At 45.6% G+C, this 11857-nt stretch carries 10 protein-coding genes and 1 pseudogene; 4 read left to right on the top strand and 7 right to left on the bottom strand.

All coding sequences use genetic code 11. The annotated features are described in order from the left end of the window. Positions 1–379: 379 nt before the first annotated feature. From rpsJ to rpsL, 5 genes are all read right to left on the bottom strand, one after another. Positions 380–697 (bottom strand): 30S ribosomal protein S10, encoded by a 318-nt coding sequence (gene rpsJ / locus IM479_RS12185; protein WP_002800099.1) that lies wholly within the window; start codon positions 695–697, stop codon positions 380–382. A 90-nt stretch (positions 698–787) separates the two neighbouring features. Further along, positions 788–2017 carry an elongation factor Tu gene (gene tuf, locus IM479_RS12180; protein ID WP_287684113.1) on the bottom strand — a complete coding sequence of 410 codons (1230 nt, stop codon included), beginning with the start codon at positions 2015–2017 and terminating at the stop codon, positions 788–790. A gap of 153 nt (positions 2018–2170) precedes the next feature. Further along, on the bottom strand, positions 2171–4246 hold the full coding sequence (fusA, locus tag IM479_RS12175) for an elongation factor G (protein WP_287684112.1): 2076 nt from the start codon (positions 4244–4246) through the stop codon (positions 2171–2173). A gap of 131 nt (positions 4247–4377) precedes the next feature. Beyond that, positions 4378–4848, bottom strand: coding sequence for a 30S ribosomal protein S7 (rpsG, locus tag IM479_RS12170; RefSeq protein ID WP_002758831.1), 471 nt, complete (start codon positions 4846–4848; stop codon positions 4378–4380). 155 nt (positions 4849–5003) lie between these two features. Further along, the gene (gene rpsL / locus IM479_RS12165) at positions 5004–5387 is read right to left on the bottom strand and encodes a 30S ribosomal protein S12 (RefSeq protein ID WP_002740176.1); all 384 of its coding nucleotides are present in this window, start codon (positions 5385–5387) and stop codon (positions 5004–5006) included. A 421-nt stretch (positions 5388–5808) separates the two neighbouring features. Between rpsL and IM479_RS22660 the strand changes: the two are divergent. The 3 genes and pseudogenes from IM479_RS22660 to IM479_RS12155 form a co-directional block, all read left to right on the top strand. Then, positions 5809–5928 (top strand): annotated as a pseudogene (locus IM479_RS22660) (killer suppression protein); the annotation flags it as partial. Between the two features lies 1 nt (position 5929). Then, on the top strand, positions 5930–7087 hold the full coding sequence (locus tag IM479_RS12160; protein WP_287684111.1) for a HigA family addiction module antitoxin: 1158 nt from the start codon (positions 5930–5932) through the stop codon (positions 7085–7087). A gap of 88 nt (positions 7088–7175) precedes the next feature. Further along, entirely contained in the window at positions 7176–8372 is a 1197-nt protein-coding gene (locus tag IM479_RS12155) for a DNA double-strand break repair nuclease NurA (protein ID WP_287684110.1), read from the top strand. A 108-nt stretch (positions 8373–8480) separates the two neighbouring features. Here IM479_RS12155 and IM479_RS12150 read toward each other — a convergent pair whose 3' ends face one another. Continuing rightward, positions 8481–9086 (bottom strand): LabA-like NYN domain-containing protein, encoded by a 606-nt coding sequence (locus tag IM479_RS12150; protein ID WP_002739868.1) that lies wholly within the window; start codon positions 9084–9086, stop codon positions 8481–8483. Positions 9087–9186: 100 nt separating this feature from the next. Continuing rightward, positions 9187–10800: a methionine--tRNA ligase gene (gene metG / locus IM479_RS12145; RefSeq protein WP_287684108.1), complete on the bottom strand. Its 1614-nt coding sequence runs from the start codon at positions 10798–10800 to the stop codon at positions 9187–9189. A gap of 155 nt (positions 10801–10955) precedes the next feature. Between metG and IM479_RS12140 the strand changes: the two genes are divergently transcribed. Next, positions 10956–11672, top strand: a complete 717-nt coding sequence (locus IM479_RS12140; RefSeq protein ID WP_287684106.1) for a lysophospholipid acyltransferase family protein — start codon at positions 10956–10958, stop codon at positions 11670–11672. The last annotated feature ends 185 nt before the right edge of the window (positions 11673–11857 follow it).

Here is an 11857-nt window from a genome sequence, read left to right as displayed (position 1 = left end):
CATCCTCGCCGCCGTAAAACGGACGGCGATTCCTCACCACGCCACTTTTTTAGGGTGGTCGCGTCAACGGGGTTGACGCAGATAGCGAAAAACGCTTAATTGCTTAAGTCTGACACTTTCGACCCGTCCGTTTTGAGTGTCTGAATGCCCTCCGGCCACTTTGAACAAGTCGAAAAAATCGGCGTTGCTGATTTGAGATATGAATCTTCTTTTGTGGGATTTTTAAAACCTAGACCTAAACTAACTTTTGGATGGGTGCAAGATTGTCATTCATACCTTGATTCAGCAACGCCACCAGATTTAGTATAAAAACGGATTTGGTATGACAAAGAGTCTCTAAGAAAAAAAGATGTTATCGCTAACATCTTTTTGGCATTTTTTACAATTTAACCTCAATATCAACCCCTGCGGGTAAATCTAATTTCATCAAAGCATCGATTGTCTTAGAAGAGGGTTGGTAAATATCAATAATGCGGCGATGGGTGCGGGTTTCAAAATGTTCACGGGAGTCCTTGTCAACGTGAGGGGAACGCAGGACACAATAAATCTTTCTTTTGGTCGGTAGGGGAATCGGTCCGATCGCCGTGGCGTTAGTTCTATTGGCAGTATCGACAATCTTCTCACAGGAAGTATCGAGTAAGCGCCGGTCAAAAGCTTTCAAACGAATGCGAATTTTCTGTTGTTGTAAAGTAGCCATAATTTCACCTATTGCAATTGTCAAGGTACAAAATAAAGACAGTAACGGAGCAGCTTTTAAATTCACTGCCCCGTTAATTAGTAGATTAGCCTACTTGATAATTTTCGAGATAACGCCAGAACCGATGGTGCGACCACCTTCGCGAATAGCGAAGCGCATACCCTGTTCAATAGCGATCGGGTTGATCAGTTCCACAGTCATTTTGATCCGGTCCCCCGGCATGACCATTTCTACTGTTTCTCCCTCGTCGGAGGTGTAGTCTTGGATAGTGCCAGTTACGTCGGTCGTCCTTACATAGAACTGAGGACGATAGTTTTTAAAGAAAGGAGTGTGACGACCACCTTCTGCTTGAGTTAACACATATACCTCACCTTCAAACTGGGTGTGGGGTTTGATTGTACCCGGTTTAGCGATAACCATGCCGCGCTCGATGTCGGTTTTTTGGATACCACGTAGAAGGATACCAGCGTTATCGCCAGCCATTCCTTCTTCAAGACTTTTCTTGAACATTTCGATCCCAGTAACGGTGGTGGGGCGAGTTTCTCTGATCCCGACCAATTCCACGTTATCACCCACTTTTACCTTACCGCGTTCGATCCGACCGGTAGCCACCGTCCCCCGACCAGTAATCGAGAATACGTCTTCTACCGCCATCAGGAAGGGTTTATCGATCGCCCGTTCAGGAGTGGGAATATAGCTATCCACCGCGTCCATTAATTCATAAATCGCATCTACCCACTCGTTATCGCCTTTTTGGGCTTTGGGGTTTTTGGTCATGTACTCGAGGGCTTCTTTAGCAGAACCAGCAATAATGGGGATATCGTCGCCAGCAAAGTCGTAACTGCTGAGAAGTTCGCGCACTTCCAGTTCTACGAGTTCCAGTAACTCCTCATCATCCACCATATCTTTTTTGTTGAGGAAGACGACCAGGTTAGGTACACCCACCTGACGAGCCAGCAGGATATGTTCCCGGGTTTGGGGCATGGGGCCATCAGCGGCCGAGACCACGAGAATACCACCGTCCATCTGTGCCGCACCGGTGATCATGTTTTTTACATAGTCCGCGTGGCCGGGGCAGTCAACGTGAGCATAGTGGCGATCAGCGGTTTCGTACTCAACGTGAGCGGTGTTGATGGTGATCCCGCGAGCCTTTTCTTCAGGAGCGGCATCGATTTCATCGTATTTTTTAGCTTGGGCATTACCCAGAGCCGCTAGGGTCATAGTGATAGCGGCGGTGAGGGTAGTTTTGCCGTGGTCAACGTGACCGATCGTACCGATGTTAACGTGGGGTTTCGTCCGTTCAAATTTAGCGCGTGCCATTTACTTTCTGTTCCTTTGTTTTTTTTTCTTCTTCAGCTGGGTGAACAGTAATCAGTCACCAGAGATCAGTTTTAAGTTAGCAGTTATTAGAGTTGACCGACCAACTTTAAATGATCGGTTTGTCTTCACTGCTCACCGGTCACTGGTCACTGATTAGCCGTTCCCTTTACTTTTGGTGATAATCGTCTCGGCCACGTTGCGGGGGACTTCTTCGTAATGGCTAAATTCCATGGTGAAGATGCCCCTTCCTTGGGTTTTGGAGCGAATATCAGTGGCGTAACCAAACATTTCCGCTAGGGGAACTTTAGCGGAGACTTTGGCGATGCCGGTCTCGGTTTCTTGACCTTCGATTTGTCCCCGACGGGAGTTAAGATCACCGATGACGTTACCGATGAAGTCTTCGGGTACTTCCACCTCAACCTTCATCATCGGTTCTAGGAGAACGGGAGAAGCTTTCATCACCGCTTCTTTGATCGCCATGGAACCGGCAATCTTAAAGGCCATCTCCGAGGAGTCCACATCGTGGAAAGAACCATCCACCAGGGTTGCCTTCAGGTCGATGACGGGATAACCCGCTACGATCCCCGATTCGCAAGCTTCTTTCATCCCTTGTTCTGACGGGTTGATGTATTCTTTGGGGATAGCACCACCGACAATTTTGGAGACAAAAACAAAGCCAGACCCCGGTTCACCCGGTTCGAGTTCGATGACGACGTGGCCGTACTGCCCTTTACCGCCACTTTGACGGATAAATTTACCCTCAGCCCGTACGGGTTTCCGCACAGTTTCCCGATAGGCAACTTGGGGAGCGCCCACGGTTGCTTCGACTTTATATTCCCGGAGCATTCGATCGACCAGGATTTCCAGGTGCAGTTCTCCCATCCCGGCGATTACCGTTTGATTGGTTTCGGGATCAACTTTGACCCGGAAGGTGGGATCTTCATCGGAGAGAGCTTGCAGAGCTTTGCTGAGTTTCTCGATGTCCTGTTTGGTTTTCGGTTCCACCGCCACGGAGATAACCGGTTCGGGGATAAAGAGGGATTCTAGGATAATCGGGTTTTTCTCATCACAGAGGGTATCCCCAGTAATGGTGTTTTTCAGTCCGATCGCTGCTCCTAGATCACCAGCGCGCAGTTCATCCACTTCGATCCGTTCGTTGGATTTGAGGACAATCAGGCGAGCGATCCGTTCTTTGGTTCCTTTGGTGGAGTTATAAGCGTAGCTGCCTTTGGCCAAAACCCCAGAATAAACCCGCAGGAAGGTTAAACGACCGAAGGGATCGGCCATGATTTTGAAGGCGAGAGCAGAGAAGGGAGCATCATCTTTCGCTTCCCGGATTTCTTCGGTTCCGTCGGGGAGAATCCCTTTAACGGCAGCTACTTCCGAGGGCGAGGGCAGATAATCGACGACGGCATCGAGGAGCAGTTGTACCCCTTTGTTTTTGAAGGCTGAACCGCAGAGGACGGGAACAATTGTACCTGCAATCGTCCCTTCTCTGAGACCGCGTTTGATTTCCGCTGCGGTGAGTTCTTCACCTTCTAGATATTTTTCTAGGAGTTCTTCATCAGCTTCCGCTACAGCTTCCACCAGTTGCAGGCGGAATTCTTCGGCCTTTTTCAATAAGTCTTCGGGAATGTCGGTTTCTTCTATGTCTTTCCCTAGATCGTCCTTATATATATAGGCGCGCATCTTGACGAGATCAACGATCCCGCTCAGTTCGCTTTCCGCGCCGATCGGCATTTGGATGGGAACGGCGTTAGTTCTGAGGCGATCTCTTAATTGTTCGTAAACTTTGAAGAAATTCGCTCCCGTTCTGTCCATTTTGTTGACAAAGGCAATCCGGGGTACTTTGTACCGATCGGCTTGTCTCCAGACGGTTTCCGATTGGGGTTGTACACCACCAACAGAGCAGAAAACCGCCACTACGCCATCGAGTACCCGCATGGAACGTTCCACTTCAATGGTGAAATCGACGTGACCGGGGGTATCAATGATGTTGATGCGATGATCTTGCCAACTGGTACTGATGGCGGCGGCGGTGATGGTGATTCCCCGCTCCCGTTCCTGTTCCATCCAGTCGGTAATTGCCGTTCCGTCGTGGACTTCGCCCAGTTTATGAGCGACTCCCGTGTAGAACAGGATTCTTTCTGTTGTCGTTGTTTTGCCCGCGTCTATATGAGCGGCGATTCCGATGTTTCGCACTCTCTCTAGCGGGATAGTCCGTGCCACAGCAACCTCCTTGCTTTGCTTGCCAGTGAAATTGGATTTTGTTCCAGTATTTTTTACACTATTTACAATTCTATACTTTTCTCGACAGTTTTTTTAGCGGCAGAGGTCTGGTCTACCGCCCTAAGTATGGTTTAGTAACGATAGTGGGCGAAGGCTTTGTTTGCTTCTGCCATGCGGTGGGTTTCTTCCCGCTTTTTGATCGTGCCGCCGGTTTCGTTGGCCGCATCCATGATCTCGTTGGCCAGTTTACCGGCCATGGTTTTGCCGCCTCTAGTCCGAGCATAATGAACCAACCAGCGTAGTGCCAATGTACTACCACGATTGCTGCGTACTTCCATCGGTACTTGATAGGTGGCTCCACCGACCCGGCGGGCTTTCACTTCCACTAGGGGAGTGGCGTTTTTAACGGCTTTTTCAAATACTTCTAGGGGTTCTTGACCGGTACGTTCGCCGACGGTTTTCAGGGCATCGTAAACGATATTAGCGGCCAGGGATTTTTTGCCCGATCGCATGATCCGGCGGATGGTCATGCTGACTAAACAGCTATTGTAAACGGGATCGGGGGGAATAGGACGTTTTTTGACGTTTTTACGGCGAGACATCGGAGTATTCCTGAATTTTCTAGGTTAACTTTAACTTTTGCTTGACAGTCGGATGATTACAGCCCATCTCAAACCCTCTCCTGCGAGTCTCAAGTCTCTTGGGTTAACTTTGACCGACTCGGTGGGAGTATTTTTTTGGTTAATCAATTCCCTGTTTATTTAGCTGCGGGTTTGGGGCGTTTGGTTCCGTACTTAGACCGCGCCTTTTGACGGTTTTTCACCCCAGTGGCATCGAGGGTGCCGCGAATGATGTGATATCTGACTCCGGGCAGATCTTTAACCCGACCGCCCCGAATGAGGACGACGGAGTGTTCTTGCAGGTTATGACCGATGCCCGGGATGTAGGCTGTCACCTCAAATCCAGAGGTTAAACGTACCCTAGCCACTTTCCGTAGGGCTGAGTTGGGTTTTTTCGGTGTGGTGGTATATACTCTTGTACAAACTCCCCGACGTTGGGGGCATTGTTTGAGGGCGGGAGATTTGGTTTTTCTTTTCGCTTTGGATCTTTCGTCGCGTATTAATTGCTGAATGGTGGGCATGATAGGGCTGTATCTAAGGTTACTCTGAACTCCTATTACCGAAGGTCAAATCGTTGACAAAAGGCCATTATAGCAAATTGTTGCTCTTGTTGTCAAGTCGCTTATTGTGCTTTTCTCCGGTTTAGATGTTAGAGATTGTCTTTTTCTTGGGCGGCGGCGGCACTTAATTCGAGCGTTATTAGGCGATAAAACTACAGCTTCGTTGTTTTGGCTTGATCATGCAATTGTAGCGATAATTATCGCCTAATTAATCGGCTAATGTCTGAAAAACTGTCTCTAGCTAACCTCATTTTCAGAATTGGTGTCTAGACTATTAGCTCTTAACGCTATATTTAGAGCTTTTGTACTGGATGCCCCACAAATATGCTGCCATAAAATATTGTTAACCCTAAAGGTTAAAATATTACAAGGGTCATCTACAATGGATATTGTATTTAAGAAAAAAAAATTTGAGAACGAATGCAATAGCCAACGGCTCCTGAAAAAACAGTATGGAGAGAAGATGGCTAAGAAAATCAGGCAAAGACTCGACGATTTAAAACATGACTAATACTATTGAGAACAGATATGCACCGGATTTTATTTCTCCACCGGGAGAAACCCTTGCCGAAATCCTAGAAGAAAGAAATATGTCTCAATCGGAACTGGCCCAACGTATGGGCAGACCGAGAAAGACTATCAATGAGATCAGAAAAGGTAAAGCGGAGATTACTAGCGATACCGCTTTACAGATAGAGTTAGTGTTAGGAACTCCCGCTCGTTTCTGGATAGAGCGCGAAAGACTTTATCGGGAATATTTAGCGAGAAAAAACGAGAATCAAAGATTAAAAGGTTATTTAGGCTGGTTAAAAAAAATTCCTTATCGGCAGATGACTAAACTAGGCTGGCTCAAGTTTTATGAGGATAAAATAGAGCAATTACGGGAGAGCTTAATTTTTTTTGCCGTTGTCTCCCCTGAGCAATGGGAGGAGATTTGGGGGAGAAATTTATCGATTGATTTTAGAAAGTCTCAGGCATTTGAGAGCGATCAAGGGGCGATAACAGCATGGTTACGTCAAGGAGAAATAGAGGCATCGAAAATTAATTGTGCTGATTACAACGAGTTGAAATTCAGAGATATCTTGCAGCAAATTCGTTTGTTAACTGTTAAGTCGATCAAGGTATTTCAACCGCAAATGATCGACCTTTGTGCGGCAGCGGGAGTTGCCTTGGTCTTTGTTCCTGAACTTCCGAAAACAAGGGTACACGGTGCTACCCGTTGGTTAGGTTCTCAGAAAGCTTTAATTCAATTGAGCGATCGATACAAAACAAATGATCATTTTTGGTTTTCTTTTTTTCATGAAGCTGGTCATATTGTATTACATGGGAAACGAATTTTATTTTTAGAAGGGCAAGATATTCAAGATAAAATTAAAGAAAAAGAGGCGGATATTTTTGCGGCTAATTTATTAATTAATTCCAGAGATTGGCAGATATTTATCGCCAATAATTGTCTAAGTAAAAAAGCTATTAATCAATTTGCCAAACAACAAGGAATACACCCTGGTATTATTGTTGGTAGACTGCAACATGAGCAAATTATTTCTTATCAAAACTGTAATGATCTCAAGGAGAAATATTGTCTAAATACGCAAGATTCCTTTTTGGTATTGACGAGCGACTCCCCAAAAGGAAAACTTCCTATCTCACCATTAAGATAACTGCTGTAAGCGGAGATTACTAAGGATAAATTTGACAATAACTGACAAAATTGCGATAACATCAAAAAAAGTCAGGTAGAGGATAGTTATGCTCGATCTTGCGAAATTAGCGGCAAAAATGCCCGGGATTAGTCAACATTTTCAACAGGAAGTGGCAGCTAGTCGCGAGCGAGTGCAGCGAGCGAAAATTCTTTTAGAACAAGCGCAACAGCAACAGGAAAAACTGCTAGAACTCTATCATAACTGGCACGATCGCCTAATTTTCTCCGTAGCGCTACCGATCGAACCTCTCGACACCCGCATTACTATCCTTCCCGCTCCCGAAAGTCATAGCGTTTTTGCCACGGATGGTTCCCAAATTGCCCCTTCTCACCACGAAATCGCCTACTGTTATCTAATTAATATCGGTAGGATTATGTTGCACTATGGTCAAAATTTACACCCGCTGCTCGATAGCATTCCCGAAGTCTATTACAAATCAGAAGACCTCTACATTTCTAAACAGTGGGGTATTCGCGTGGATGAGTGGATGAGTTATCGTCGGACGGTATTAGAAAGCCAAATGTTAGCAGAAATGGCTACTCGTTGGGTAAAACCCCCCGGCGCCCATTATGAACCAAATTTAGCCCTCGTGGATGGTTCTTTGATCTATTGGTTTATCGATAGTCTCCCCCCGGAAGCAAAAGATTTAATTTTGCCACCGATTTTTCAGTCTTGGGACGATTTAAAATCAGCTAGAATCCCGCTTATGGGTTATATTAGTGCTTCTCGTAGCACGGAAGGCTTAAATTTCCTGCGTTTACAATCTTGTCCCCATGATAGTCCCAATTGCTTGATCAATTGCGGTGATTTAGACCCAGAAAAAACTCCTTGTCGCGTCGTCGATCCTCTCCGGGATGCTTCTCTCTGGGGTTATTTATTGGAACCGGGACAAAGAAGTCCTTTTTGGCGCAGTTCTTTGAAAATACTCGATCTTTATGGGGATGAACATCGCATTTACTTCTGTTATCTCCATGTGGGGACGGAAATCGCTAGGGTAGAGGTTCCTGCTTGGGTGGTGGAGGAGCGAGAATTACTCGATCGCTCTTTGAGTATTTTACTGGCCCAGGTGTTAAAAGGTTATGGTTATCCGATCGCCTTAGCGGAAGCGCACAATTTAGCGGTGATTAAAGGTGGCGATCGCCTGCGTTTTTTTGCCCTTTTGGAACAACAGATGATTAAAGTCGGTTTACAGGATGTGGGGACATCTTATAAGGAAGCGAGAAAGCGCAGTAGTATCGCTTAATTGAGGATTCAGCAGATGGGGAGTGGTCACTGATAACTGATAACTGGTCACTGATAACTGAAAAAGGTGGGAATTACCCACCTTAAACTTGATTTTTGCCGAATTTTTCTAGCGACTGCTCCGATCTTGATCCAAGACGCTGACGGGGAAATTATTATAACCAACGTGATGTTTGCTGGTTTTTTGAATTTCTTCTTTAATTTGATCTAGATCAACATAGCGATCGGCTACATTAATTAAACTATCACTGGTCATCGATCGCAAACTAACCACTTCCACTCGCGCACCACGGTAACTGACGGAATCGGCAGCATAGGCCAAATCCCCATCACCACTGACAATGACTGCGGTATCATAGGAACCGACTAGAGCCATTAAATCCACGGCGATTTCCACGTCGAGATTGGCTTTTTTGGAACCATCGGGTAATTGTACTAGATCTTTAGCGATGACTCGATAACCGTTGCGACGCATCCAGAGGAGGAATCCCTGCTGTTTTTCGTTAGTGCGATCAACTCCAGTATAAAAGAAGGCGCGCAAGAGACGAGAACCGGCAGTTAAACGACAAAGTAATTTGGTGTAGTCAATTTCGATACCTAATTGCAGAGCCGCATAAAATAAATTGGAACCATCGATGAAAATCGCCACACGACCGCGATTTTCTAGCACTTGTTCGGGGGTGAAGACTGGGGCCGTGTCATAATCATCAAACATTTTATTTTTCCTCGTTTGTTAAAAGTTTAGTGTTGATTGTTTGCCAGTTGTATCCCAAAGGACAACAGACCTTAAAAAATAGAGTTATTAAAAAATTCCTTTAGGAATCGTTTAACGGCAGTTCTAGTTTAGAAAAGATCGGTTCAGGTGTTCCTAGTTGTGGATTTGTGGGTAATCCCCATTGACAGTGTTGGGAAAAAGAGACACCATCAGGGAAGTTTTCCCCATCCTCCGACCTGAAAGTATTAAAATCAATAACAAAACCTAGTTGTTGATAAATTTTACTGCTCAAGGTCGGTATTATCGGTGAGAGTAGGTAGGCAGAGAGTCTGACTGATTCCAAAACCGCGTAGAGGACTTGTTCTACTGCTGCTTGTTGTTTCTGTTTAAATAAACTCCAGGGCGCACTCTCATCGATAAACTTGTTACTGGCACGAATTAACGCCAATATTTCCTCACAGGCTTGATTAAATTGTAGCGCATCATACTTCTGTTCAACAATTACCCCTAGATTGATCCCCATATTCTTAAGACGATTATCGTTCGGGATATCTACGCCAGTCAACTGGGGGGGGATATTTTGGCAGTATTTTTTAACCATGCCTAGGGTGCGATTGAGGAGGTTGCCTAAATCGTTGGCTAAATCCGCGTTAAGAATATTAACAAATCTGGTTTCCTGAAAATCGCCATCCTGTCCTAATTCAATCTCTTTGACGAAATAGTAACGGACGGCATCGGCCCCATAGCGCTCAACCAAATCGAAGGGATCGAGGGTATTACCGAGACTTTTGCCCATTTTCCGCCCGTCTTTGGTCAAAAAGCCATGGCCGAACACTCTTTTGGGCAAGGGTAAACCTGCCGACATTAGCATAGCCGGCCAATAAATGGCATGGAATCTTAATATATCTTTACCGATCAGATGCAGATCGATCGGCCACCATTTGGCCAAGGCATTTTCTAGGGTGGGTTCGTCTTCGGGGTCGAGAAGGGCGGTAACATAGCCAAGAAGGGCATCAAACCAAACGTAGATGGTATGCTGACCATCGTGGGGAATGGGAAACCCCCAAGCGACATTAACCCTAGAGATGGAGAAGTCCTGTAGTCCCTGGTTGACGAAGTTGAGAACCTCATTACGTCGGCTTTCTGGTTGAATAAAATCGGCTTGCTCTTGGTAAAGTTGTTCTAGTTGTGCCTGATACTTAGAGAGACGGAAAAAATAGTTTTCCTCGTCGCGCCATTCGGCGGCCAGATTAGTATGAATGGGACAACAGCCATTATCTAATAGTTCTCTTTTTTCCTTAAATTCTTCACAGGCGACGCAATACCAACCCTGTTGGCGATCGAGATAGATATCGCCCTTTTCCCAGACTCTTTCAAAAAATTCGTTAACAATTGCCTGATGACGGGGGGCAGTGGTGCGACTAAAGCGATCATACTGGATATGTAGCTTTGCCCAGAGATTGGCAAAACTGGTGGCGATGCGATCGCAGTGTTCCTGGGGATTGAGTCCTTTGGCCGCAGCAGTCCGTTCGATTTTCTGTCCGTGTTCGTCGGTTCCTGTAATTAAGAGGACAGAATTGCCCTGTAACCGCTGCCATCGTGCCATAACATCCGCTACGATCGTTGTGTAAGCACTACCGATGTGAGGGATATCGTTGACATAATAAAGAGGTGTTGTTAAAGCAAATGTTTTTCGCTCATTCAAATCATTCATGAAATTTATTTTTTTTAATAGACGAGGCTGCCCCGAGGCTGATCCGTAGATGATTGGGACATAATCCCTATATTTTATGATCCTCTAATTCTGTTTTATCCTTTAGTTGTGATCTAAGTCAATAAAAACAATCTTAAGGCCGATTTTTTTTTTCCATGAAGCTGCTTACCCCCCTATCTACCTCTCGTTTAATTCTTGATACCACGCGCACGGGTCTGTTTACCGTCGGTCAAGAAAATCTACCCAGCCAAGGAGTGGCGATCGTGGTAAGTAACCATCGTAGCTTTTTGGACGCGCCGATCTTAATTCAAGCTTTGGGCAAAAGTCTCCCGATCGCCTGTCATCACTACATGGGAAAAACGCCGCTTTTGCGGGAATTAATCGGAGAATTAGGCTGTTTTCCCTTTGATACCCCCGAAAAACGCCACCGAACTTTTTTTCGGCAAGCAACGGATTTTTTACAGTCCGGACGATGGATCGGTTTATTTCCAGAAGGTGGATCGCCGATGTTAAATTTGACTCCTCCTCGTCAAATTAGCCGTTTTCAAAGCGGATTTGCCCATTTAGCCCTGCGTTGTCCCGTGGAGAATTTGTCTGTCTTACCTGTGGCTATTCTCTCCGAGTCGGAAACTGCTATTAGTCCTTTTCCCGTGCGTTTGCTACGCTGGTTAGATACCACAGAACCTTTATTCGATCAAGATGGTTGGCATCCTGTTGTATTTTATCATCGTGTTAAGGTGGCGATCGGTCGTCCCTACGAAATTACTGAGAGCGATCGCTCAGATTATCAAGGTAAACAAGGAAAAAAAGCGATTAATCGTTTAATTGGTCATTGTCAGTCGGAAATTAGCGATTTATTGCTGAAGGGCTAACGAAGTCAGGAGTCAGGAGGCAGCTTGATTGATACTCCTTTTTCTTATCGAAAATTTGGGTTAAAACCCCGTCCTTTTAGGACGGCTTTAAGCTACAATGGAAAAAGCGATAACCAAGCTAAAAACTGAACCTTGACCACAGATAGTAGGGGGTTTCGTTCAGAAAAGACTTCAAATTCGGCCTT

The organism is Microcystis sp. M165S2, from assembly GCF_020245885.1.
In the GTDB taxonomy this organism is placed as follows: Bacteria; Cyanobacteriota; Cyanobacteriia; order Cyanobacteriales; family Microcystaceae; genus Microcystis.
The sequence above is the reverse complement of the archived record's forward strand: the minus strand, read 5'-3'. Positions and strand labels throughout refer to the sequence as shown.